The 22446-nt window shown below is 60.3% G+C and carries 25 protein-coding genes and 1 riboswitch; of the genes, 19 read left to right on the top strand and 6 right to left on the bottom strand.

All coding sequences use genetic code 11. The features are described from left to right. Nucleotides 1–6 precede the first annotated feature (6 nt). Nucleotides 7–657 carry a phosphoribosylglycinamide formyltransferase gene (gene purN / locus CFE47_RS13585; RefSeq protein ID WP_286837710.1) on the bottom strand — a complete coding sequence of 217 codons (651 nt, stop codon included), beginning with the start codon at nt 655–657 and terminating at the stop codon, nt 7–9. Then, a complete protein-coding gene (gene purM, locus CFE47_RS13580) occupies nt 657–1715 on the bottom strand; it encodes a phosphoribosylformylglycinamidine cyclo-ligase (protein WP_005790182.1) in 1059 nt (352 codons plus the stop codon). Before purM ends, purN begins: the two co-directional genes overlap by 1 nt. 354 nt (nt 1716–2069) lie before the next feature. Between purM and CFE47_RS13575 the strand changes: the two genes are divergently transcribed. The 18 genes from CFE47_RS13575 (at nt 2070) to CFE47_RS13490 (ending at nt 18359) form a co-directional block, all read left to right on the top strand. Further along, a complete protein-coding gene (locus tag CFE47_RS13575) occupies nt 2070–3110 on the top strand; it encodes a DUF2066 domain-containing protein (RefSeq protein WP_286837708.1) in 1041 nt (346 codons plus the stop codon). 45 nt (nt 3111–3155) lie between these two features. Then, on the top strand, nt 3156–4229 hold the full coding sequence (locus CFE47_RS13570) for an AI-2E family transporter (RefSeq protein WP_185703576.1): 1074 nt from the start codon (nt 3156–3158) through the stop codon (nt 4227–4229). A 203-nt stretch (nt 4230–4432) separates the two neighbouring features. Then, nucleotides 4433–5137: a DnaA regulatory inactivator Hda gene (gene hda / locus CFE47_RS13565; protein WP_010208669.1), complete on the top strand. Its 705-nt coding sequence runs from the start codon at nt 4433–4435 to the stop codon at nt 5135–5137. Between the two features lie 213 nt (nt 5138–5350). Then, nucleotides 5351–5980 (top strand): C40 family peptidase, encoded by a 630-nt coding sequence (locus CFE47_RS13560; RefSeq protein WP_185703578.1) that lies wholly within the window; start codon nt 5351–5353, stop codon nt 5978–5980. A 144-nt stretch (nt 5981–6124) separates the two neighbouring features. Continuing rightward, nucleotides 6125–6661 (top strand): C40 family peptidase, encoded by a 537-nt coding sequence (locus CFE47_RS13555; RefSeq protein ID WP_286837703.1) that lies wholly within the window; start codon nt 6125–6127, stop codon nt 6659–6661. Between the two features lie 153 nt (nt 6662–6814). Then, nucleotides 6815–7062, top strand: a riboswitch (cobalamin riboswitch). 79 nt (nt 7063–7141) lie between these two features. After that, entirely contained in the window at nt 7142–7753 is a 612-nt protein-coding gene (gene cobO, locus CFE47_RS13550) for a cob(I)yrinic acid a,c-diamide adenosyltransferase (RefSeq protein WP_286837701.1), read from the top strand. Next, nucleotides 7750–9045 (top strand): cobyrinic acid a,c-diamide synthase CobB, encoded by a 1296-nt coding sequence (locus CFE47_RS13545; protein ID WP_286837699.1) that lies wholly within the window; start codon nt 7750–7752, stop codon nt 9043–9045. Before cobO ends, CFE47_RS13545 begins: the two co-directional genes overlap by 4 nt. Further along, nucleotides 9042–9692: a 5,6-dimethylbenzimidazole synthase gene (bluB, locus tag CFE47_RS13540; RefSeq protein ID WP_185703584.1), complete on the top strand. Its 651-nt coding sequence runs from the start codon at nt 9042–9044 to the stop codon at nt 9690–9692. The genes CFE47_RS13545 and bluB overlap by 4 nt, the downstream gene beginning before the upstream one ends. Then, complete coding sequence (cbiB, locus tag CFE47_RS13535) at nt 9689–10597, top strand: adenosylcobinamide-phosphate synthase CbiB (RefSeq protein ID WP_286837695.1); 909 nt, start codon at nt 9689–9691, stop codon at nt 10595–10597. Before bluB ends, cbiB begins: the two co-directional genes overlap by 4 nt. Then, on the top strand, nt 10590–11579 hold the full coding sequence (gene cobD, locus CFE47_RS13530; protein ID WP_286837693.1) for a threonine-phosphate decarboxylase CobD: 990 nt from the start codon (nt 10590–10592) through the stop codon (nt 11577–11579). The genes cbiB and cobD overlap by 8 nt, the downstream gene beginning before the upstream one ends. Beyond that, entirely contained in the window at nt 11576–13027 is a 1452-nt protein-coding gene (locus tag CFE47_RS13525) for a cobyric acid synthase (protein ID WP_286837691.1), read from the top strand. Before cobD ends, CFE47_RS13525 begins: the two co-directional genes overlap by 4 nt. Nucleotides 13028–13070: 43 nt before the next feature. Beyond that, entirely contained in the window at nt 13071–13592 is a 522-nt protein-coding gene (gene cobU / locus CFE47_RS13520) for a bifunctional adenosylcobinamide kinase/adenosylcobinamide-phosphate guanylyltransferase (RefSeq protein WP_286837690.1), read from the top strand. Then, the gene (cobT, locus tag CFE47_RS13515) at nt 13589–14644 is read left to right on the top strand and encodes a nicotinate-nucleotide--dimethylbenzimidazole phosphoribosyltransferase (RefSeq protein ID WP_286837688.1); all 1056 of its coding nucleotides are present in this window, start codon (nt 13589–13591) and stop codon (nt 14642–14644) included. The genes cobU and cobT overlap by 4 nt, the downstream gene beginning before the upstream one ends. After that, the gene (gene cobC / locus CFE47_RS13510) at nt 14641–15219 is read left to right on the top strand and encodes an alpha-ribazole phosphatase family protein (RefSeq protein WP_286837686.1); all 579 of its coding nucleotides are present in this window, start codon (nt 14641–14643) and stop codon (nt 15217–15219) included. Before cobT ends, cobC begins: the two co-directional genes overlap by 4 nt. 2 nt (nt 15220–15221) lie before the next feature. After that, nucleotides 15222–15950, top strand: coding sequence for an adenosylcobinamide-GDP ribazoletransferase (locus tag CFE47_RS13505; protein ID WP_286837685.1), 729 nt, complete (start codon nt 15222–15224; stop codon nt 15948–15950). A gap of 42 nt (nt 15951–15992) precedes the next feature. Further along, nucleotides 15993–16397 carry a MarR family winged helix-turn-helix transcriptional regulator gene (locus CFE47_RS13500; protein ID WP_124526548.1) on the top strand — a complete coding sequence of 135 codons (405 nt, stop codon included), beginning with the start codon at nt 15993–15995 and terminating at the stop codon, nt 16395–16397. Between the two features lie 63 nt (nt 16398–16460). Continuing rightward, the gene (locus tag CFE47_RS13495; protein WP_185704347.1) at nt 16461–17660 is read left to right on the top strand and encodes an MFS transporter; all 1200 of its coding nucleotides are present in this window, start codon (nt 16461–16463) and stop codon (nt 17658–17660) included. 150 nt (nt 17661–17810) lie between these two features. After that, entirely contained in the window at nt 17811–18359 is a 549-nt protein-coding gene (locus CFE47_RS13490; protein ID WP_286837683.1) for a glutathione peroxidase, read from the top strand. A gap of 65 nt (nt 18360–18424) precedes the next feature. On the opposite strand, the gene CFE47_RS13485 is transcribed toward CFE47_RS13490, so the two are convergent. The 4 genes from CFE47_RS13485 to CFE47_RS13470 all read right to left on the bottom strand — a co-directional run bounded on the left by CFE47_RS13485 (nt 18425) and on the right by CFE47_RS13470 (nt 21606). After that, nucleotides 18425–19723, bottom strand: coding sequence for an OmpP1/FadL family transporter (locus CFE47_RS13485; protein WP_286837681.1), 1299 nt, complete (start codon nt 19721–19723; stop codon nt 18425–18427). A 146-nt stretch (nt 19724–19869) separates the two neighbouring features. Next, nucleotides 19870–20352, bottom strand: coding sequence for a hypothetical protein (locus CFE47_RS13480; protein WP_185703604.1), 483 nt, complete (start codon nt 20350–20352; stop codon nt 19870–19872). A 279-nt stretch (nt 20353–20631) separates the two neighbouring features. Then, nucleotides 20632–20856, bottom strand: coding sequence for a hypothetical protein (locus tag CFE47_RS13475; protein WP_005790139.1), 225 nt, complete (start codon nt 20854–20856; stop codon nt 20632–20634). A gap of 444 nt (nt 20857–21300) precedes the next feature. Further along, nucleotides 21301–21606 (bottom strand): hypothetical protein, encoded by a 306-nt coding sequence (locus CFE47_RS13470; RefSeq protein ID WP_185703606.1) that lies wholly within the window; start codon nt 21604–21606, stop codon nt 21301–21303. Nucleotides 21607–22063: 457 nt separating this feature from the next. Between CFE47_RS13470 and CFE47_RS13465 the strand changes: the two genes are divergently transcribed. After that, nucleotides 22064–22387 (top strand): SEL1-like repeat protein, encoded by a 324-nt coding sequence (locus tag CFE47_RS13465; RefSeq protein ID WP_105694832.1) that lies wholly within the window; start codon nt 22064–22066, stop codon nt 22385–22387. Nucleotides 22388–22446: the final 59 nt, after the last annotated feature.

The following is a 22446-nucleotide window of genomic DNA, read 5'->3' as shown; positions in this document are numbered from 1 at the left end:
AATCTCCTAGGTTCGAATCAAGTGGCCGCTGGCCGCAAGTAACTGACCGTCCAATAATGCACCCTGGTCACCAAGAATCAACCGTCCCTCGGCAAACCAGCGAACAGCCAGTGGGTAAATCCTGTGTTCCTGGGTGTGAACCCGTTGCGCAAGTGTCTGCGCCGAGTCGTCAGACTCTACCGGAACCACTGCCTGTACGACCAGAGGCCCGCCATCGAGTTCCTCGGTCACAAAATGAACGCTGCAGCCATGCTCGCTGTCGCCAGCATCGAGCGCGCGTTGGTGCGTGTGCATGCCTTTGTACTTGGGGAGCAGGGAAGGGTGGATATTCAACAGGCGCCCTTCATAGTGCCGCACGAAGTCAGCGCTGAGGATGCGCATGAAGCCGGCCAGTACCACGAGTTTGGGGTTGAAGGCGTCGATCAGTTCGACCAAGGCGGCATCGAAGGCTTCGCGGCCTTCGAAGGCCTTGTGATCCAGCGAGCGGGTGTCGATCCCCGCGTCCCTGGCGCGTTGCAGGCCGTAGGCGTCACTGCGGTTGGAGATCACCGCAGCGATGCGCACCGGGCTATCGCCGGTGCGCGTGCTGTCGATCAGGGCCTGCAAGTTACTGCCGGTGCCGGAGAGCAGCACCACGACATCACAGGTCTGGGACATCAATGAGCCTTGAGGTTCTTCAGTTCAACCTGGGCGGCGCCTTCCGGTGCGGTGGCGATCTGGCCGATCACCCAAGGCTGTTCACCGGCTTCGCGCAACACGTTCAGTGCGGTTTCAACGTGCTCTTGAGCGACGCAGATAACCATGCCTACGCCGCAGTTCAGTACGCGGTGCATCTCGGTTTCGTTGACGTTGCCTTTCTCTTGCAACCAGTCGAATACCGCAGGACGCTGCCAGCTGGCCACGTCGACGATGGCCTGGGCGCCTTTTGGCAGTACGCGCGGGATGTTGTCCAGCAGGCCGCCACCGGTGATGTGGGCCATGGCTTTGACAGCGCCAGTGTCCTTGATCAGCTTGAGCAGAGGCTTGACGTAGATGCGGGTCGGGGCCATCAGCAGGTCGGTCAGCGGCTTGCCGTCGAGTTGGATGTTCTCGATGTCGGCGCCGGACACTTCGATGATCTTGCGGATCAGCGAGTAGCCGTTGGAGTGCGGGCCGGAAGATGGCAGGGCCAGCAGGGCGTCGCCGGCGGCAACCTTGGAGCCGTCGATGATCTCGGCTTTTTCTACAACGCCGACGCAGAAGCCGGCCAGGTCGTAGTCTTCGCCTTCGTACATGCCTGGCATTTCAGCGGTTTCGCCGCCTACCAGGGAGCAACCCGACAGCTCGCAACCCGCGCCAATGCCGGTCACTACCTGGGTAGCGGTCTCGACGTTGAGCTTGCCGGTGGCGTAGTAGTCCAGGAAGAACAACGGCTCGGCGCCGCAGACCACCAGGTCGTTGACGCACATGGCGACCAGGTCGATGCCGATGCTGTCGTGCTTGTTCAGGTTCAGTGCCAGGCGCAGCTTGGTGCCCACGCCGTCGGTGCCGGAGACCAGTACAGGCTGCTTGTAGCCGGCCGGGATCTCGCAGAGGGCGCCAAAACCGCCCAGGCCGCCCATGACTTCGGGGCGCGCAGTGCGCTTGGCGACGCTCTTGATGCGTTCGACCAATGCTTCACCGGCGTCGATGTCTACACCGGCGTCCTTGTAGCTCAGGGAGGGTTGCTTGCTCATGATCCAGGCCTTTAGGGGGGATTCAGGGGTAACGACCGAGTTGGCGGGGGCTTTTATAAAGGCCACGCCGTTGACGGTCTGCGAAGGCGCGCGATTTTATCAGGCTTGAGGGGCAGCGGCCATCCTCGGGCCGACGGGCAGGGCCATATAGATCAAAAAAGCCGGTTAAAAAAAAGCTATTCGGCTCGGCTTTGGTGCGTATTAAGGTATAGCCTTGAATGCGCTAGCGTTATGACAGTACGAAAACTTACCAAGACCCTGTGAATGTTTTACCGGTCGCTGTGGTCACAGCCTTGCAACACCGGATTCACGCGGTCTGTTCCAGCCGCTAAATTTGTCGTTCGGGAATCTTCCATGCGTCTGTGTAAATTCTTCTTTGTGGGCTGCTTGTCGTTGGTCAGCCTGGCGAGTCATGCCGAAACCCTCAATGGCCTGTATCAAGTTCTGGAACCTGTCAGCAGCCAGTCGCCCCAAGAGCGCGACCAGGCCACCCAGCGTGCCGTGCAAACCCTGGTGATCCGCCTGACCGGTGACGCCAAGGCCGCCGATGGCCCAGGCCTGGCGGCGGTACGCAAGGACCCGCAACAAATCATCAGCCAGTACGGCTACGACGCAGGGCCGCCCGAAAGCCTGCAGGTGGATTTTGACCCAGTCAGCACTGATCGCGTCTTGCGTGAAGCCGGCCTGTCGATCTGGGGCAGCAATCGTCCGTCGATTCTCGGCTGGTGGCTGAACGATTCCACTGACGGCAGCAGCCTGGTGGGCGATGGCCAGGCTGTCGCGCAAGCACTGCGCCGCGCGGCACAACACCGCGGCTTGCCGCTGCGCCTGCCGTTGGGTGACCTGGAAGAGCAGGTCGTCGCCACCGCACCCAATCTTGAAAGTGCCGATGCCACGCCACTGCGTGCGGCATCCGAACGTTACGGCGCCGATGCGTTGCTGGCCGTGCATGCGCGCCAGGAAGGCAATCAATGGCAAGCCAAGTGGCGCTTGTGGCTGGGCGACAAGAGCGAGCAGGGCACTGCCCAAGGCGCTGACACTGGCGCCGTGGCCGATGCGGTGATGCTGGCGGTCAGCCAGAAGTTGGCGCCGCGCTTTGCAGTCAAGCCGGGTGTCAGCACTGAACAGTTGCTGGAAGTGCAGGGCATGACCCTTGAACGTTATGCCGCGCTGGGTCATCTGCTCGAGCCTTTTGGCGGCCAGCCCCAACGGGTGGACGGCAACCGCATTGTGTATCGCGTCAATGGCAGCGCCGATCAACTACGTACTCAATTGAGCCTGGCCAAGTTGCAGGAGGTGCCCGCAGGTGAATCGCCGGCTCCACAACCGGTGGTAGAGGGCGCTCAGGCACCTGCCGCACCTGAACCCCAGGCGCAACTGCGTTTTCATTGGTAAATGTTCTTCTATATAGATAGAAGCAAATAAAGGGTGGAGTGGTTTATGGCGGATACGCGTCGTTGGGTGTGGCTTGGCGGGATTGTCCTGCTGTGCGGTTTTGTGTTTTTGCTGCATTCGATCCTGACGCCGTTCCTGGTTGCGTTACTGCTGGCCTATCTGTTCGATCCGGTGGTGGATCGCCTGGAAAAAGCCGGCCTGTCGCGTACCTTGGGTGTGGTGGCGGTGTTCGCCTTGTTTACCTTGATCATCACGGCATTGGTGTTGGTGTTGGTGCCGATGCTGGCCAAGCAACTGTTTCGCCTCTATGAATTGGCGCCGCAGATGCTCGATTGGTTGCAGCACACGGCAATGCCGTGGGCGCAGGCCAAGCTGGGGTTGTCGGATGGGTTCTGGAAGTTCGACAAGGTCAAGGCGGCCATCAGCGAGCATATGGGCCAAACCACCGACATCGTCGGTGTGGTGCTCAGCCAGGCCACTGCATCCAGCCTGGCGCTGATCGGCTGGTTGACCAACCTCGTATTGATCCCGGTGGTGGCGTTCTACCTGCTGCGCGACTGGGACATCATGATGGCCAAGATCCGCAGCCTGCTGCCGCGTAACCGTGAGGAGCAAATCGTCTCCCTGGCCGGAGAGTGTCATGAGGTGCTGGGCGCGTTTGTGCGTGGCCAGTTGCTGGTGATGTTGGCGCTGGGGATCATCTACGCAGCGGGCTTGATGGCAATCGGCCTGGAGCTGGGCCTGTTGATCGGCTTGATCGCTGGCCTGGCCGCTATCGTGCCGTACATGGGCTTTGTGATCGGTATCGGCGCGGCCTTGGTGGCCGGGTTGTTCCAGTTCGGTGGCGACTTGTACCCGATGCTCGGGATTGTCGCGGTGTTCATGGTCGGCCAGGCGTTGGAAGGCATGGTGCTGACGCCGTTATTGGTGGGGGACCGGATTGGTCTGCACCCGGTGGCGGTGATCTTCGCGATCCTGGCGGGCGGTGAGCTGTTTGGGTTTACGGGCATCCTGTTGGCACTGCCGGTAGCGGCGGTGATCATGGTGCTGGTGCGCCATGTGCACGATCTGTACAAGGATTCGGATGTGTACACCGGGGTTGAAGACCCCGACCTGTAACCGTTGCGTAACAAACCCGGCCTTGGCCGGGTTTGTTGTTTCTGGGGCATTGCGTCAAACAATCTGCAAAAAAACCTGCAAGTTAACGCAAACCTTTGATTTTGCTTGTGGTCTGCTGCATTGTGCGCCCGGCGTCACGGGTATAAACTTTGCAAACTTTACACAGAGGCCACTAACGGTTCGTTTGGAGCCGTTCAGTCAGCATGAAACCGATTCAGCTGCCCTTAGGTGTGCGTCTGCGTGATGACGCCACCTTTATCAACTACTACCCAGGCGCCAATGCCGCTGCACTCGGCTATGTCGAGCGGCTATGCGAAGCCGACGCCGGGTGGACCGAAAGCCTGATCTACCTATGGGGCAAGCACGGCGTAGGGCGTACCCACCTGTTGCAGGCTGCGTGCCTGCGTTTCGAGCAGATGGGCGAGCCGGCGGTCTACCTGCCTCTGGCAGAGCTGATGGACCGTGGCATTGGGATCTTCGACCATCTTGAGCAATACGAACTGGTCTGCCTGGATGACCTGCAGGCCATCGCTGGCAAGGCGGAATGGGAAGAAGCGCTGTTTCACCTGTTCAATCGCCTGCGTGACAGCGGTCGGCGCTTGCTGATTGCGGCATCGACCTCGCCGCGAGAGTTACCGATCAAGCTGGCCGACCTCAAGTCGAGGATGACCCTGGCGCTGATCTTCCAAATGCGCCCGCTGTCCGACGAAGACAAACTGCGTGCCCTGCAGTTGCGTGCTTCTCGTCGCGGCCTGCACCTCACCGACGAAGTCGGGCACTTTATCCTCACCCGTGGCACCCGCAGCATGAGCGCGTTGTTCGATTTGCTCGAACAGCTCGACCAGGCGTCTTTGCAGGCCCAGCGCAAGCTGACCATTCCCTTCCTGAAAGAAACCCTCGGCTGGTAGTCAGCCCTTTGTTTTTGGGGCTTTCGGCAAATTCCAGGCGTCAGAAAACCTGCGTTTTAGCCGGTTTGGCCACGCAAAAGGCAGGTAAAGGGTGTTAAGGGCTTAGATGTCATAGTCCAAACAAGAAGTCACATAGATCGCGATTGAATTTGCAAATCGATCCGATAGTGGGCATAGTCTCGACTTCTTTACATATCAGCCACGGTCGTGCCCATGCTAAATCGCTTCGCACCCCTCGTGCCTCTCGCACTCGTTACCCTGTTGTTTGGTTGCGCCTCCCACCCTCAGCAAGTGGCAGAGCAGCAAAAATCCCAGCAACAGTCCCAGGCAAAATTCGTCGCTTCCCAATCTTCGACTGTTTATGAAGAAGAAGTGGCAACCGAGACAGAACTGGCCAACTTTGCCGGCAGCAAGCCTTATCAGCTTCCAGTTCTGGCCGACAGCATCCTCGAACGCGGCATGTCCCTGATCGGTACCCGTTACCGTTTCGGCGGTACCTCCGAAGCCGGTTTCGACTGCAGCGGTTTCATCGGCTACCTGTTTCGTGAAGAAGCTGGCATGAACCTGCCGCGCTCCACTCGCGAAATGATCAACGTGAATGCACCGTTGGTCGCACGCAACAACCTCAAGCCCGGTGATCTGCTTTTCTTTAGTACTGCTGGTCGTGGCCGTGTGAGCCATGCCGGTATCTACTTGGGCGATAACCAGTTTATCCACTCCAGCAGCCGTCGCAGTGGCGGTGTTCGAGTCGACAACCTGGGTGACAGCTACTGGAGTAAAACCTTCATCGAAGCCAAGCGCGCACTCGCCATGGCCCCGACTACGGTTACCGCTAGCAAGTAAACTTAAAGTGATACTTGAAGTTTGACGTGTAAGCGCTAGAATCCCTGGATATTGTTGGAATCCGTTCGCGCGAGCTTTGCTTGCGCGTTCTGGTTTTCAGCGTTCGGCAGCGAAAGCCGCATCCAGACCAGGATTGTTCTGCACATGTCGACCTCGGCCCGCCTGATCCTTATTCTCTGCGCCGCGCTCATCAGCGCCTGCGCAAGCCGTCCCCCACCCGCGCCCGTGGCCGTCAAGCCGAAGCCGGTGTTCAACTATTCCACCCAGAATTACTCGCCTGCTGCCGAAGACGTGCTCTTCCGCGCGCTGGGCCTGGTCGGCACGCCTTATCGATGGGGCGGTAATACGCCAGACTCAGGCTTTGATTGCAGTGGCCTGATCGGTTTTGTTTTCCGCGATGCCGCCGGGATCTCCCTGCCGCGCACCACCCGCGAATTGATCGTGATGCGCGCCCAGGATGTCAGCGAACAGAACCTGCAGACCGGCGACTTGCTGTTCTTCGCCACCGGTGGTGGCTCGCAGGTCAGCCATGCCGGGATCTACGTGGGTGAGGGCCGCTTCGTACACGCGCCGCAAACCGGCGGAACGGTGAAGCTGGATACCTTATCCAAGGCGTATTGGCAGAATGCTTACCTGAGTGCCAAACGCGTATTGCCAGGCAGCTTGGCGCGTAATCCCTGAACTAGCCACGTTCAAATGTGGGAGCGGGCTTGCTCGCGAATGCACAGTGTCAGTCACCGAATATATTGACTGACCCACCGCATTCGCGAGCAAGCCCGCTCCCATATTTGTTTTGTGGTGGCTTTAATTGACGCTCCACCCCCAACCCACTACCCTTCGCGACTTGTTCCAGGTGCTCTGTGACCCATGGGTCGACAGAGTGAAACAGGGAAGCCGGTGAGTGAGCGCACTTGTACACAGTGCTGCCGCGATTCCGGCGCTGCCCCCGCAACGGTAAATGAGTCAAGACGCTGCCTTTTGCCACTGTATCGCCTGCGATATGGGAAGGCGCAACGTCGGCTTGCTCTCCAGATAGAGCGCCACTCATGAGCCCGGAGACCGGCCCGGAGCATCCAACAGCATCACGGTGGGCGATGCTTGGCTGTCTGTATTGTCTTTTTCCTGCCCGCCGTTTTTGTCCAGCCCCAACGGAGAGCTGCCATGACTGATTCCCCCGACCGTGAAGAACGCCACTTGGCGCGCATGCTGCGCAAGAAAGCCGTGATCGACGAGCGCATCGCCAATTCCCCCAATGAGTGTGGCTTGTTGCTGGTGCTGACCGGCAACGGCAAAGGCAAAAGCAGTTCCGCGTTCGGCATGCTCGCCCGGGCCATGGGCCACGGTATGCAGTGCGGCGTGGTGCAGTTCATCAAGGGTCGCAACAGCACTGGCGAGGAATTGTTCTTCCGTCGCTTCCCTGAGCAAGTGCGCTTTCACGTGATGGGCGAAGGCTTCACCTGGGAAACCCAGGACCGCCAACGCGACATCGCCGCCGCCGAAGCGGCCTGGGCGGTGTCCCGCGAGTTGCTGCAGGACCCTTCCATTGGCCTGGTCGTGCTGGACGAGCTGAACATCGCCCTCAAGCACGGCTACCTCGACCTGGACCAGATACTGAGTGACCTGCAAGCCCGCCCGCCGATGCAACACGTGGTGGTCACTGGTCGTGGCGCCAAGCCTGAATTGATCGAAATGGGCGACACCGTCACCGAAATGGGCATGCTCAAGCACGCGTTCCAAGCCGGTATCAAGGCACAGAAGGGCGTCGAACTTTGAATCAGCCCCGTCACTGCCCGGCCGTATTGATCGCCGCACCGGCATCCGGCCAAGGCAAAACCACCGTCACCGCAGCCCTTGCCCGCTTGCACCGCAACCTGGGGCGCAAGGTGCGCGTGTTCAAATGCGGGCCGGACTTCCTCGACCCGATGATCCACGAGCGCGCCAGCGGTGCGCCGGTGTATCAGTTGGACATGTGGATGGTGGGCGAGCAGGAAAGTCGCCGCCTGTTGTGGGAAGCGGCAGGGGAGGCCGACCTCATCCTGATCGAAGGGGTGATGGGGTTGTTCGACGGCACACCTTCCAGCGCTGACCTGGCGCGCCACTTCGGCGTGCCGGTACTGGGTGTGATCGACGGCACCGCCATGGCGCAGACGTTTGGTGCGCTGGCCCTCGGCCTGGCCCGTTATCAGCCGGACTTGCCGTTCGCCGGGGTGCTGGCCAACCGCGTTGGTACCCTGCGTCATGCGCAACTGTTGGAAGGCAGTCTCACTGAAGGCCTGCGTTGGTACGGTGCGTTGTCCCGCGAGACCGGGATCGAATTGCCAAGCCGTCATTTGGGCCTGGTACAAGCCAGCGAACTGAATGACCTTGACGTGCGCCTGGACGCCGCCGCCCAAGCCTTGGGCAGCAGCTGCGAAGTCGCGCTGCCGCCGCCGGTAACCTTTGCTGCGCCGGAAGAAATCGTCGCCGAGCCGCTTCTCGACGGCGTGCGCATTGCTGTGGCTCGTGACGAAGCCTTTGCCTTCACCTACGGTGCGAGCCTCGACCTGTTGCGGGCGATGGGCGCTGAGTTGCGCTTCTTCTCGCCGATCCACGATCGCGAATTGCCTGACGCCGACAGCCTCTATCTGCCCGGCGGTTACCCGGAACTGCACCACAAGGCACTGTCGGAAAATACCCCGATGCTCAACGCCATCCGCGCTCACCACGCGGCCGGCAAGCCGTTGCTCGCCGAATGTGGCGGCATGCTTTATCTGCTGGATTCGCTTACCGATGTGGAGGGCACCCGTGCCGAACTGGTCGGCCTGTTGCAGGGCGATGCGGTGATGCAGAAAAAGCTGGCGGCGCTGGCACTGCAAAATGTTGAGTTGCCCGAAGGCGTGCTGCGGGGTCATACCTATCACCACTCGTTGACCAGTACCGAGTGGCAACCGATTGCTCGTGGCGTGAGCCCCAACGGTGGGCGCGGGGCAGAGGCGGTGTATCGGCAGGGGCGGATGACGGCTTCCTACGTGCACTTTTACTTTCCGTCCAATCCTGCGGCGGTGGCTGCACTGTTTGCGCCATGACTGACAACGCCTTCCCCCAAGCCGACCGTGACGCCGTCTACCGCGCCATCGCCGAACGCCGCGACATGCGCCACTTCAGCGGCGGCACGGTTGCCCCTGAGTTGCTGCATCGCCTACTTCAGGCCGCCCACCAGGCGCCCAGTGTCGGCCTGATGCAGCCATGGCGTTTTATCCGTATCAGCGACCGCCAATTGCGTGGCCAGATCCAGCATCTGGTGGAAGAAGAGCGCGTACGGACCGCTGAAGCCCTGGGCGAACGCTCCGACGAGTTCATGAAACTCAAGGTCGAAGGTATCCACGACTGCGCCGAAGTGCTGGTGGCCGCGCTGATGGATGATCGCGAGCGCCACATCTTTGGTCGCCGTACGTTGCCGGAAATGGACATGGCCTCACTGTCCTGTGCCATCCAGAATCTGTGGCTGGCGGCCCGAGTCGAAGGCCTTGGCATGGGTTGGGTCTCGCTGTTCGAGCCCCAGGCCCTTGCCGACCTACTGGGCCTGCCGCCTGGTGCCAAACCCCTGGCCGTGCTGTGCCTGGGGCCGGTGACCGAGTTCTACCCGGCACCGATGTTGCAGCTCGAAGGCTGGACCGAGCCTCGGCCGCTGAGTGACATGTTGTATGAGAATACGTGGGGAGTGAGTCAATGAGTGTGGCCTTGCTGTGTGTCGCGGCAGTGGCGCTGGATGCGCTGCTGGGCGAGCCCAGGCGCTGGCATCCGCTGGTGGCGTTCGGCAATTTCGCCGGGCGCATCGAGCAACGTTTCAACACCGGTGGCCGGGGCTGGCGCAGCCATGGCGTGACCGCTTGGTTTATCGCGGTGGTGCCGCTGACCTTGCTGGCCACCGCGTTGTCGTGGGCGCCGTATATCGGCTGGATACTGGAGATTCTTGCGCTGTATTGCGCCCTCGGGATGCGCAGCCTTGGCGAACATGTGATCCCGGTGGCCCAGGCGCTGCGCAGTGATGACCTGGACGAAGCCCGCAAGCGCGTGAGCTACCTGGTGAGTCGCCAGACCAATGAGCTGGACCGCACCGAAGTCGCCCGCGCCGCCACCGAGTCGGTGCTGGAAAACGGCAGCGATGCGGTATTTGCCGCGTTGTTCTGGTTTGTCGTCGCCGGGGTGCCGGGTGTGGTGCTTTATCGCCTGAGTAATACCCTCGACGCCATGTGGGGCTATCGCAACGAACGCTTCGAGCGTTTCGGCTGGGCCGCGGCCAAAATCGACGACGTATTGAACTACATTCCTGCACGACTAGTGGCGTTGACCTACGCCTTGCTCGGCAAAACCCGACTGGCTCTTAAATGCTGGCGCACCCAAGGCCCAACATGGGACAGCCCGAACGCTGGTCCGGTAATGGCTGCGGGCGCTGGCGCGCTGGGCGTCGAGTTGGGCGGCCCGGCGATCTACCACGGCGAAGTGCATCAGCGCCCGCAACTGGGTGAAGGCCCGGCGGCGGATGCAGACGCCATCGACCGGGGCTGGCAACTGGTGCAACGCGGCGTATGGTTGTGGCTGCTGATCCTGTGCGCGGGGGCGCAATTCTATGCTTGAACACGGTGGTCGACTGCGCAAGGCGGCGATTCAATACGGGATCGCCGAGGCCGACTGGCTGGACCTGTCCAGCGGTCTGGCGCCCTGGCCCTTCCCAATTCCCGAGATTCCACTACGGGCCTGGGCGCGCTTGCCGGAAACCGATGACGGCCTGGAGCAGGCCGCCAGCGAGTATTACGGCGCCGCGCACTTGCTGCCGGTAGCGGGTTCCCAGGCGGCGATCCAGTTGCTGCCGCGCCTGCGTCGTGCCGGCAAGGTCGGCGTGTTGTCGCCGTGTTACGCCGAACACGCCGAAGCCTGGCGCCGTGCCGGTTACGTGGTGCGCGAAGTGCAGGAGCAGGAAGTCGACTTCTTTCTCGACAGTTTCGACGTGCTGGTGGTGGTCAATCCCAATAACCCCACAGGCTTGAGCCTGACGCCGCAGCGTCTGTTGGACTGGCATACCCGCCTGGCCCAACGCGGCGGCTGGCTGGTGGTGGACGAAGCCTTCATGGACGTGACGCCACAGTTGAGCCTGGCGAGTGAGGCCCATCAGGTTGGCCTGATTGTGCTGCGTTCATTCGGCAAGTTTTTCGGTTTGGCCGGTGTACGGCTGGGCTTTGTGTTGGCAGAACGCAAGCTGCTCAAGTTGCTGGCCGAACAGGTCGGACCGTGGGCCGTCAGCGGGCCGACCCGCGTAGTGGGCAAAGTGTGTCTGCGTGATTTCGCCGGGCATGCGCGGCAACGAGCGCGGTGCATCGAGGCCGGCCAGCGTTTGTTTGCGTCTCTGGAGCGTCATGGCTTTCAACCCCAGGGCGGTTGCGCGTTGTTCCAATGGCTGATCACCCCGCACGCCGAACGCATGCATGAGTTCATGGCGCAGCGCGGGATTCTGCTGCGTTTGTTCGCCCACGACAGCAGCCTGCGTTTTGGCCTGCCCGACACCGAGGCCGATTGGTTGCGACTCGACAATGCCCTGGCCGCCTATAAGGACGCCACATGAGTACGCTGATGGTGCAAGGCACCACCTCCGACGCCGGCAAGAGCACCCTGGTGACCGCGCTGTGCCGCTGGCTGGTGCGCCAGGGTGTGGCGGTGGCACCTTTCAAGCCTCAAAACATGGCCCTCAACAGTGCCGTGACGGCCGAGGGCGGTGAGATCGGCCGCGCCCAGGCGGTACAGGCCCAAGCCGCCAACCTGGCGCCGCATACCGATATGAACCCGGTGTTGCTCAAGCCCAACAGTGACACCGGCTCCCAGGTAATCATCCATGGCCGCGCCGTGACCAGCATGAACGCCGTGGCCTATCACGATTACAAAGCCATCGCGATGCAGGCTGTACTGGCCTCCCATGCGCGGCTGAGCCAAGCCTACTCGGTGGTGATGGTAGAAGGCGCAGGCTCCCCGGCAGAGATCAACCTGCGCGCCAATGACATCGCCAACATGGGGTTTGCCGAGGCGGTGGATTGCCCGGTGTTGTTGATTGCCGATATCAACCGTGGCGGCGTGTTCGCTCATTTGGTGGGCACCCTGGAGTTGCTTTCGCCCAGTGAGCAGGCGCGGGTCAAAGGTTTCATCATCAACCGCTTTCGTGGCGATATCGCGCTGCTGCAACCGGGGCTGGACTGGTTGCAAGCGCGCACAGGCAAACCGGTGGTGGGCGTGTTGCCCTACGTGATGGACCTGCACCTGGAGGCCGAAGACGGCATCGACCGGCGCCAGATCGACAAGGCGGCCCAAGTGCTCAAGGTGGTGGTCCCGGTGTTGCCGCGTATCAGCAACCACACGGATTTCGACCCGCTGCGCCTGCACCCCCAAGTGGATTTACAGTTTATCGGCCCTGGCCAATCGATTCCGGCTGCCGACCTGATCATCCTCCCCGGCTCGAAAAGCGTACGCAGCGACCTCGCGTACCTGCGCGCCAACGGCTGGGACACCGCCGTGGCGCGGCACCTGCGCTACGGCGGCAAGGTGCTGGGTATTTGTGGCGGCTTGCAGATGTTGGGTGAGCACGTCCATGACCCGCTCGGCCTGGAAGGGCCTGCCGGCTCCAGCGATGGCCTGGGGCTGCTGGCGTTCAGCACCACGCTGGAAGAAGAAAAGCAGCTACGCAATGTGCGCGGGCGTTTGTTGTTGGAAGACGCCGAAGTCAGCGGGTATGAGATTCATGCGGGCGTAACGTCCGGTCTCGCGTTGGAACACGCGGCCGTGCTGTTGGATGATGGCCGAAGCGACGGCGCGCAGAGCGCAGACGGGCAGATCCTCGGCACGTACCTGCACGGCCTGTTTGAAACGCCGGCTGCCTGCGGTGCCCTGTTGCGTTGGGCGGGTTTGCAGGATGTGCAGGCAGTGGATTACCACGCGCTGCGAGAGCGCGATATCGAGCGCTTGGCGGACCTTGTGCAACACCATCTGGACACTGATCTGCTGCGCGACCTATGTGGGATTTGATGATCCCTTGTGGGAGCTGGCTTGAGTATAAAGGTGTAACCCCATGCTCCAACTGATCCTCGGCGGCGCCCGTTCCGGTAAAAGCCGCCTCGCCGAAAAGCTCGCCAGTGACAGCGCGCTGCCGGTCATCTATATCGCCACCAGCCAACCGCTCGACGGCGAGATGAATGAACGCGTCGCCCTGCATCGCCAGCGCCGGCCCGACCACTGGGGCCTGATCGAAGAGCCTGTCGAACTGGCACGGGTGCTGCGGGAACATGCTGCACCCGACCGCTGCCTGCTGGTGGATTGCCTGACCCTGTGGCTTACCAACCTGCTGATGCTCGACGATCCAGCTCGGCTGGCGGCGGAGCGCGACCATCTGCTGGAAACCCTGGCCTCGCTGCCAGGTGAAATCATTTTTGTCAGCAACGAGACCGGTTTGGGTGTCGTGCCGCTGGGCGAATTGACTCGCCGCTATGTGGATGAAGCCGGATGGCTGCATCAAGCCTTGGCCGAGCGGTGTCAGCGTGTTGTCCTGACGGTTGCCGGCCTGCCCCTGACTTTGAAAGGTACTGCGTTATGACTGACACCTGGTGGCTCAACCCTTGTAAGGCCATTGACTCTGCTGCGTACGAACAAGCCCTGGCACGCCAGCAACAATTGACCAAGCCGGCCGGATCTCTCGGTCAGTTGGAAGCGCTGGCGGTGCAGTTGGCAGGTTTGCAAGGCAAGGTCAAACCTTCGGTGGACCAGTTGTGGATCGCCATTTTTGCCGGTGACCATGGGGTGGTGTCGGAAGGTGTGTCGGCGTTTCCTCAGGAAGTGACTGGCCAGATGCTGCATAACTTTGTCACCGGCGGCGCGGCCATCAGCGTGTTGGCGCGGCAACTGGATGCGCAATTGGAAGTGGTCGACCTTGGCACAGTCACGCCATCGCTGAGTTTGCCCGGCGTACGCCACCTGAATATCGGCGCGGGCACCGCCAACTTCGTCAACGGCGCGGCGATGACCGAGGCGCAAGGGCAACTGGCCTTGCAAGCCGGTCGGGACAGCGCCCGTCGCGCGTTGGAAGGCGGGGCGCAGCTGTTTATTGGGGGCGAGATGGGCATCGGCAACACCACGGCCGCCAGTGCGCTGGCCTGCGCGTTGCTCGATTGCCAAGTCAGCGACCTGACCGGCCCGGGCACAGGGTTGAATGCTCAAGGCGTCAGCCACAAGGTTGCCGTGATCGAGCGCGCACTGGCCTTGCACGCCGGGCAGCGCGGTGATGCCCTGAAAACCCTGTTCAATCTCGGTGGTTTCGAAATCGCTGCATTGGTGGGCGCCTATCTGGCCTGCGCACAGGAGGGCATCGTGGTGCTGGTGGACGGGTTTATCTGCACGGTCGCGGCCCTGGTCGCCACGCGCTTGAATCCCGCCAGTCGTGAATGGCTTGTGTTCGGCCACAAAGGGGCTGAACCGGGCCATCGCCATGTGCTGCAAAGCCTCGACGCGCAACCGTTGCTGGAGCTGGGCTTGCGCCTGGGCGAGGGCAGTGGCGCGGCGTTGGCGGTGCCATTGTTGCGCCTGGCCTGCGCGCTGCACGGCCAGATGGCGACCTTTGCCGAAGCCGCCGTGGCAGACCGCCCGGCATGACCACCTTACACCTGGACCTATTGCGCCACGGCGAAACCGAACTGGGCGGCGGCCTGCGCGGCAGCCTGGACGACGCGCTCACCGCCAAGGGCTGGGAGCAGATGCGTGCCGCTGTGGTGGAACAGGGGCCTTGGGACCGTTTGGTCAGTTCGCCGTTGCAGCGTTGTGCGCGGTTTGCCGAGGAGTTGGGTGCACGGTTGAACCTACCGGTGAGTGTTGAAAAGGACCTGCAGGAACTGCACTTTGGCGCTTGGGAAGGGCAGAGTGCGGCAGCGCTGATGGAGACCGACGCCGAGGCGTTGGGGCTTTTCTGGGCTGACCCCTACAGCTTCACACCGCCGGACGGCGAGCGTGTCACGGACTTTTCCTATCGGGTTCTGGGCGCTATCGCACGCTTGCATCAGACCTATGCCGGCGAGCGCGTGCTGCTGATCAGCCATGGCGGCGTGATGCGTTTGCTATTGGCCCGCGCGCGCGGTTTGCCTCGCGAGCAATTGCTGAATGTCGAGGTCGGCCACGGCGGCTTGTTCAGCTTGCGGGTTGAGGCTGGCGGTGTGTTGAAGGAAGGAGTCTGAGGATGCTGCCGTTCTGGATCGCCCTGCAATTTCTGAGCAGCCTGCCCATTCGCCTGCCAGGTATGCCGCAGCCGCAGGAACTGGGGCGTTCGCTGTTGTTTTACCCGGTAGTCGGTTTGTTGTTCGGCGTGCTGTTGTGGGGCCTGAACGCAGTGCTGATGGGATCGCCGTTGCTGCTGCATGCCGCGTTGTTGCTGACGGCCTGGGTGCTGCTCAGTGGGGGCTTGCACCTGGATGGCTTGGCGGACAGTGCCGATGCCTGGCTGGGCGGCTTCGGCGACCGCGAGCGTACCCTCACCATCATGAAGGACCCGCGCAGCGGGCCGATTGCGGTGGTCACGCTAGGGTTGGTGTTGCTGCTTAAGTTCACTGCGCTGGTGGCCTTGATCGAGCAACATAACGGCGCGGCATTGATCCTGGCGCCGTTGATCGGGCGCGCGTCAATGTTGGCGCTGTTTCTGACCACACGTTATGTACGTGCGGGAGGATTGGGCCAGGCACTGTCGGATCATTTACCGAGAGTTGTCGGCCAACAGGTGCTGATCCTCAGCGGCCTAGCGTGCATCCTGATTGGCGGTTTCAGCGGTGGGATTGCTGTACTGCTCGCGGCGCTGTGCTTTATCGGCTTGCGCCAGGTGATGGTCAAGCGCCTGGGCGGCACGACTGGCGATACCGCTGGCGCCTTGCTGGAACTGCTGGAAGTGGCGGTTTTGGTCGGTCTGGCGCTGTAACACTTTCTTGCATTCTCTTAATCGCGGGTATATACACGTTCCATGCTTGCCTCCCAATGTTTATGTACCAACCTGCGTCGCGCCGCTCGTGGCGTCAGCAGGCATTACGACGGCGCTCTCGACGGCTTCGGGATCAACGTTGCCCAGTATTCTTTGCTGTGCAACCTGCAGCGTCTGGATCAGCCGAGCATCTCCAGCCTGGCGGAAGCCATGGGCCTGGATCGCAGCACCTTGGGGCGCAACCTGCGGGTGCTTGAAGGCGAAGGCCTGGTGCAACTGGTGGAAGGCGACGACCTGCGCAACCGCCTGGTGCTGTTGACCGAAGCGGGTGAAGAGCGACTGGCCGCCGCGTTACCGGCCTGGGAAGCAGCTCAGCAGAAATTGATCGATCAACTCGGCGCAGAAAAACGCGAAACCTTGTTGGCCTTGCTGGACGAACTCGCCTGAACGCGAGTTTGTTCGAATACAAGCGGGTATATACCCGCGAGCGGAGAATAAGAAATGACCTCGATGTGGCGCACCAGTGGCTGGATTCTTGTGGGGAGTGCGCTGATCCTGGCGTTGTCGTTGGGCGTGCGGCATGGTTTCGGCCTGTTCTTGGCACCGATGAGCAGCGAATTCGGCTGGGGCCGCGAGACGTTTGCCTTCGCCATTGCCTTGCAGAATCTGATCTGGGGTCTGGCACAACCCTTTACCGGTGCGTTGGCTGACCGTTTCGGCGCGACCAAGGCCGTGTTTGTCGGCGGTGTGTTGTACGCGGCGGGCCTGGTGTTGATGGGTATGTCCGATTCGGCGGTGTCGTTGTCCCTGAGTGCGGGCTTGCTGATTGGTATCGGCCTGTCCGGCACGTCGTTCTCGGTGATTCTCGGCGTGGTCGGCCGCGCCGTGGCGCCAGAAAAACGCAGCATGGCCATGGGGATCGCCAGTGCTGCCGGTTCGTTTGGCCAGTTTGCGATGGTGCCGGGCACGCTCGGCTTGATCAGTTGGTTGGGCTGGTCGGCAGCCCTGCTGGTGTTGGGCCTGATGGTTGCGCTGATTTTGCCGCTGGTGAGCATGCTCAAGGACCGGCCGCTACCCGTCATGGCCGGGCAGCAAACTCTACGTGAAGCTCTGAAGGAAGCTTGTTCCCACTCTGGGTTCTGGCTGTTGGCCTTCGGCTTTTTCGTCTGCGGTTTCCAGGTGGTGTTCATCGGTGTGCATTTGCCGGCCTACCTGGTGGACCAGCATTTGCCCGCCACGGTTGGCACCACGGTGCTGGCGTTGATCGGCCTGTTCAATATCTTCGGCACCTACACCGCCGGCTGGCTCGGTGGGCGCATGTCCAAGCCGCGCTTGCTCACGGGGTTGTACCTGTTGCGTGCGGTGGTGATTGTGCTGTTCCTGTGGGCGCCGGTCACCGAAGTCACGGCCTATCTGTTCGGCATGGCCATGGGCTTCCTGTGGCTGTCCACTGTGCCACTGACCAACGGCACGGTTGCGACGCTGTTCGGTGTACGAAACCTCTCCATGCTCGGTGGGATCGTGTTCCTGTTTCACCAGCTCGGTTCGTTCCTTGGCGGTTGGTTGGGTGGGGTGGTCTATGATCGAACCGGTAACTACGATTTGATTTGGCAGGTGGCGATTCTATTGAGCCTGCTTGCGGCGGCCTTGAACTGGCCGGTGCGCGAGCGGCCAGTGGCCCGACTGCAGGCGCAGATGGAGGCGGCATGAGCATAGCGGCACGGGGGTTGATCATTGCTGCGGGGTTGGTCCTGGTGCTGCTAGCCTGGTGGGGCTGGCAACACGGCGGCCTGGCATTGATGCAACTGGGCATGTCGATCTGTTAACGTCGTGGCCTGATCACTTTCAAGGACACACGACATGCAGATGCGCTGGCTCGCTGTACCCGTGCTGATGGCCATTGGCAGCGCCGCGATGGCTGCCGATTGCCCGCCGTTGCTGGAAGGCCAATTGCCCAAGTTGCGCGCCAAGGAATCCATCGACCTGTGCCAGCGTTTTGCCGGCAAGCCTCTGGTGATCGTCAATACGGCTAGCTTCTGTGGGTTCGCGCCGCAATTCAAAGGCCTTGAAGCGTTGTATCAGCGTTACAAGGGCGAAGGGCTGGAGGTGATCGGCGTGCCGTCCGATGACTTCAAGCAGGAAGCCAAGACCGGCGAGGAAACCGCGAAGGTGTGCTACGTGAATTACGGCGTGACCTTCACCATGACCGAACCGCAGAAGGTCAAGGGGCCGGATGCAGTGCACCTGTTCAAGGTATTGGCGCAGCAGAGCAATGCGCCGAAGTGGAACTTCTACAAGTATGTGGTAGATCGGCAGGGGAATGTGATTGCCAATTTCTCCAGTTTGACCAAGCCGGACAGCCCGGATTTGATCGAGGCGGTGGAGAAGGCGTTGGCTTCGAAGCCTTGATCGCCAGCCATTAAAAAGCCCCGCTTCCTTTGCAGGAGAGCGGGGCTTTTTTATGCGGCGTTGGATTAGAACTTGTACGTCACGCCCAGGCCGAAGCCGTTGGCGCTGTTTTCGTACTTGGACGCGTAGGTCTGGCCCAGCGCGTTCTGTTTGTTGACCTTGATAGGCTCTTCCTTGAGGTAGGAGTAGGCCAGGTCGACAGTCATGTTATCCATCACCGCATAGCCCAAGCCAACGCTGAAGATTGTCCGGTCACCGGTAGGAATACGCGGCGAACGGTCAGTGTTGTTGGTTGGCGACTGGTCCCAGGTCAGGCCGGTACGCAGTACCACTTGCTTGGTGACTTGGTACGAGGTGCCAATCGCGTAGGCCCAAGTATCGTGCCAGTTCTGCGGCTCGGAAATCTGGCCGACGATGCGAGGTGCCAGGCCGCCACCGGTAGCTGCCGTTACACCTTCGTTGTTGACGGTGATGTCTTTCAGGCGGCTCCAGCGAGTCCAGGTTGCACCGCCGTACAGTTTCCAGGCGTCGCTCAGGTCTTGGGTAACCGAAGCATCCCAGGATTCTGGGGTGTCGACTTTCAGCGAAGCGTCGTAACGAGCGCCTGCCAGTACCTGGGCTGGAACCCCGGTTCCCGGAGTTACAGTGGTGTGGCCTTCAAGCTTGTATTTCACTTTTGAGTGATACGTCAGACCAACGCGAGTGGTGTCGGTGGCCTGTACGAGGATGCCAGCATTGAAACCAATAGCTGTATCGTCGCCTTTAACCTTGATTTTGTTGTCGCCGGTGCCTGCCAGGCCCGGTACGAGGCCCAGGTTTGGTTGCGACTCCAAGGTGCCTGCAATGCGGTTGATGGTCGGACCGAAACCGATCGATACCCTGTCATTGAAGGCATAGCTGACGGTCGGCTGGAAGGTGATAACCGACACTTCACTCTTGTTGCCAAACGCACGACCTTGGAAACCACGCTCATAGTCGGTCTTCAGGCCGAAGGGTGCGTAAACGCCGAAGCCCACAGCCCACTGGTCGTTAAGCTTGTTGGTGTAGAAACCAAAAGGAACGGCAGTGAACGGCACCATGTCGCCTTTGTTGCTGCCGCTGGAGCGACCGCTGGCGTCTTTGATGTTGGTCGTTGCGTCGATAGCAGCAACACCACCCGTAATCTGCTGCCCTTCAAGGCGAGCCATACCGGCAGGGTTACCATAGACAGTGCTTGCGTTATCGGCAGAAGAAGAGCGGCCTGCGAAACCGGTACCCATTCCTGCGACGTCTTGTTCGTTAAGGGCAAAGCCACTTGCAAAGACGTGGGAAGAGGCCATGGCAACGGCGAGGCTAAGTGTGGTCTTGAGCATTACTTTTTTCATTATTAGAACTCCGTGGTGATCACCGCTGCGGAAAGTAACAATAATTTTAAGATCGCGCTATAGGCTGTAATGCAGGAGATAGAGCGGTTTTGTAGGACAATCCGACCAAAATTGCCGTTTTTTGGCGAATCTTGCAAATTGCCCGGTCAGCAAACCACGTGATTCATGGATGAAACACAGGTTTGCCAGGTTTGCGTGAAATCTTTGATTCGCCCGTGTGGGTGAAATATTTCTTTCCAGATACGCGCCATGGCCAAGACATCACCGGGCGGTGGTAATGCGGGGGTGTGTTGCTCCACCAAAAGCCAGGCGATGGCCGTGGCATAACGCAGGTTTACGGTGAGCTCAAGTTGCGGTGCGCTGAGAAAGGCGTGCTGGCTGGCCAGTCCGCGTACCAGGCTGGCGCGCTCGGGGTCCAGCGCCAGGTAGTTATCCCATAGCGCGCGGTGACGGGGTTCGGTGATGCTGTACAAGCCATGACCGCGCCGGTCGTGCAGGGCGGAGCCCAGTTCCGACTGGCTGGCGGCAATGCCCAGCAGCAGTGATTCAGCAGTCTCGTTGTGACAGCCCAGGTAGATCAACGTCGGCCGGATCACGTAACGACACAATTCGCTGGCAGCGATACCCATACACGCCTCAATCCGTGAAGAAAGTGGTCGACGAGGCCTGAGTGGGGGCTTGGCAGCAGTGAATCGGATCTCAGGCTCGTCGGAAGCGGATCATGCCGCTTGAGTTGAAGTGTAGTGTCATATTTATGATGTAAAGGACTGTTTTTAAAACATCTTCTTCATTTAGTTATAACGTTTATATCTATTCGCACTTAGTGCAAAAGCTCAAGGCAGTAATCTCAGGCAATAAAAAACCCTGCTTTTTAAACAGGGTTTTTGTGTTTCAGCGACTCAGGTCGATCAGGCGGTCAATGCCTGACGGGTACGCTCGATCACGGCCTGCAGCGGTTCTGCGCTGGAGTATTGATCGGGGTACAGGCGTTCGCTGTGACGAGCGATGCCGTGTTCGTTGACCAGGGTGAAGCTGAAACAGCCTTTGCGAGCGGCCATGATCAGGCAGTTCATTGGAGCAAAAGCGTTGGTGAGGGTGCGAATGGCATCCTGAGTATGGATTTGAGCGTTCATAATTATTGGTGTTCCTACAAATGACACAGATAAGAGCCGTGCCGTATTAAAACGTTCCAGTGACGTTGACCACTATTGATCAAACGAAGAACCCGACTGGAACAAAGCAGCCAGTTTGAAGCGCTGATAAGTTAGGCGCGCTTGGGCTGGCAGGTAGGTACTTAGGAGGGCAGGCAACACAACAGGGGCAAAGGTTCTGGGCCCGGGGTGAAGATCCTGATCAATTTGCAGGTTGGTTCGGTCAGAGTATTGAAACTTCGCGACACCCTTTGATTGTTCAAAGGCCGTGTCGTCGCAAGGAATACCTGGAAACCATCGAGGTGGTCGATCCCGCGTTGTTCGAGGGAGTTGTTCGACCAGAATTGACTTTCAGCTTGGTACTAACGCCGCGGATAGTAACGGATTGAAACAGGTAAGGGAAGTGTGTTAGCCAAAAAAGTTTAATCAGTAGCCCAGCAGGCCGTGATAAACCAGCACCGTAGCCGCTGCCGCCAGTGAACAGCCCAGCCCGTAAGCTGCCAAGGTCAGGCGCAGGGACTGCCCGGTTTCAATGGCCTTCATCACATCGCGCATGTCATTGATGCGGCCATCGCCCAGCTCGATGCACAGGCTCACTGCAGTGAAGGCTGCCGACAGCAGGATAGCGATGGCAAACAGCGCCCCGTCCGGTGATGGCAGTGCTGCATTGATTCCCAGGGAAATGGCGCAGACGGCCAGCAGCAATGCGGCGAACAGCAGTATTCCTTTCATCGAGCTACCCACCGTTGTGCTGTAGGACGGGGAGTGTGGCGAGCGTTTCGAAATTTGAAAAGTCCTTGGTTCGACCCTGCGGTAACATTTTTGAACCGACTCGCTGCAAAAAAAGCCGGTGATATAACCATCAGGTGGGTACTTGTGCACATTAGTTGCTGCGTGTGTAACCGCGCTGTCAAGTGCGTTGCTGCGGCGCCATTTGCCTGCAATGAAAATTTAAGTCAATGAAAAATCTCGCTTTTTTTTATTGGTGAAAAAATCGTCAGTTTGACTGCGGCCCCCATTCCATGGGCCTTTGGGCGAGTTCAAGGGGGGTTGTCCACTGAGTTATCCACAGCTTCTGTGGATTGTCCCAAGCGCTTGCTCTAGAACGGGCGTGCAGAGTTTTTTCAGCTTTACCTGTACGAAAAAAAGAGTAGAGTGGCGCGCCTTCCGATCTGTCCCACAGTGTTTTATGAAGTTTCGCTCAGTATCACCTTCTGTTACCGACACCCCTCAAACTGTTACCGCCCCCAAGCGTTTCTCCTTGAAGGTTGCCCTGTGGCTGCTCGACAGCCCGCGTCTGGGGCACAGCACCAACGTCAAACACTTTGCCGGGCGCTTGCTCAAGCAACCGGCCCGTGAAGGTGTGGTCGCTGCACAGAGCCGTTTGGGCGAACTGATGTGCCGTGAATGCGGCAACGCCCGTGACCGCCGCATCGGCCACGATCTGCTGCGCCTGGCCGCTCGCGCCGGCGATCGCCGCGCCCAACGTGAACTGGGCCAGGTCGAAGACTGAACTGTCTTCCCGCCCTGTGCTCCGTTAACCTTGCTCTTTTTCGGTAATGGCAGAAATGG

Source organism: Pseudomonas sp. PGPPP1, from assembly GCF_002255865.1.
Taxonomy (GTDB): Bacteria; Pseudomonadota; Gammaproteobacteria; order Pseudomonadales; family Pseudomonadaceae; genus Aquipseudomonas; species Aquipseudomonas cremoris.
This window is presented reverse-complemented; position numbering and strand designations above follow the sequence as displayed.

Coding starts and splice junctions, on each gene's coding strand:
- purN (WP_286837710.1), bottom strand. CDS start 657: ATGTCCCAGACCTGTGATGTCGTGGTGCTGCTCTCCGGCACCGGCAGT.
- purM (WP_005790182.1), bottom strand. CDS start 1,715: ATGAGCAAGCAACCCTCCCTGAGCTACAAGGACGCCGGTGTAGACATC.
- CFE47_RS13575 (WP_286837708.1), top strand. CDS start 2,070: ATGCGTCTGTGTAAATTCTTCTTTGTGGGCTGCTTGTCGTTGGTCAGC.
- CFE47_RS13570 (WP_185703576.1), top strand. CDS start 3,156: ATGGCGGATACGCGTCGTTGGGTGTGGCTTGGCGGGATTGTCCTGCTG.
- hda (WP_010208669.1), top strand. CDS start 4,433: ATGAAACCGATTCAGCTGCCCTTAGGTGTGCGTCTGCGTGATGACGCC.
- CFE47_RS13560 (WP_185703578.1), top strand. CDS start 5,351: ATGCTAAATCGCTTCGCACCCCTCGTGCCTCTCGCACTCGTTACCCTG.
- CFE47_RS13555 (WP_286837703.1), top strand. CDS start 6,125: ATGTCGACCTCGGCCCGCCTGATCCTTATTCTCTGCGCCGCGCTCATC.
- cobO (WP_286837701.1), top strand. CDS start 7,142: ATGACTGATTCCCCCGACCGTGAAGAACGCCACTTGGCGCGCATGCTG.
- bluB (WP_185703584.1), top strand. CDS start 9,042: ATGACTGACAACGCCTTCCCCCAAGCCGACCGTGACGCCGTCTACCGC.
- cbiB (WP_286837695.1), top strand. CDS start 9,689: ATGAGTGTGGCCTTGCTGTGTGTCGCGGCAGTGGCGCTGGATGCGCTG.
- cobD (WP_286837693.1), top strand. CDS start 10,590: ATGCTTGAACACGGTGGTCGACTGCGCAAGGCGGCGATTCAATACGGG.
- CFE47_RS13525 (WP_286837691.1), top strand. CDS start 11,576: ATGAGTACGCTGATGGTGCAAGGCACCACCTCCGACGCCGGCAAGAGC.
- cobU (WP_286837690.1), top strand. CDS start 13,071: ATGCTCCAACTGATCCTCGGCGGCGCCCGTTCCGGTAAAAGCCGCCTC.
- cobT (WP_286837688.1), top strand. CDS start 13,589: ATGACTGACACCTGGTGGCTCAACCCTTGTAAGGCCATTGACTCTGCT.
- cobC (WP_286837686.1), top strand. CDS start 14,641: ATGACCACCTTACACCTGGACCTATTGCGCCACGGCGAAACCGAACTG.
- CFE47_RS13505 (WP_286837685.1), top strand. CDS start 15,222: ATGCTGCCGTTCTGGATCGCCCTGCAATTTCTGAGCAGCCTGCCCATT.
- CFE47_RS13500 (WP_124526548.1), top strand. CDS start 15,993: ATGCTTGCCTCCCAATGTTTATGTACCAACCTGCGTCGCGCCGCTCGT.
- CFE47_RS13495 (WP_185704347.1), top strand. CDS start 16,461: ATGTGGCGCACCAGTGGCTGGATTCTTGTGGGGAGTGCGCTGATCCTG.
- CFE47_RS13490 (WP_286837683.1), top strand. CDS start 17,811: ATGCAGATGCGCTGGCTCGCTGTACCCGTGCTGATGGCCATTGGCAGC.
- CFE47_RS13485 (WP_286837681.1), bottom strand. CDS start 19,723: ATGAAAAAAGTAATGCTCAAGACCACACTTAGCCTCGCCGTTGCCATG.
- CFE47_RS13480 (WP_185703604.1), bottom strand. CDS start 20,352: ATGGGTATCGCTGCCAGCGAATTGTGTCGTTACGTGATCCGGCCGACG.
- CFE47_RS13475 (WP_005790139.1), bottom strand. CDS start 20,856: ATGAACGCTCAAATCCATACTCAGGATGCCATTCGCACCCTCACCAAC.
- CFE47_RS13470 (WP_185703606.1), bottom strand. CDS start 21,606: ATGAAAGGAATACTGCTGTTCGCCGCATTGCTGCTGGCCGTCTGCGCC.
- CFE47_RS13465 (WP_105694832.1), top strand. CDS start 22,064: ATGAAGTTTCGCTCAGTATCACCTTCTGTTACCGACACCCCTCAAACT.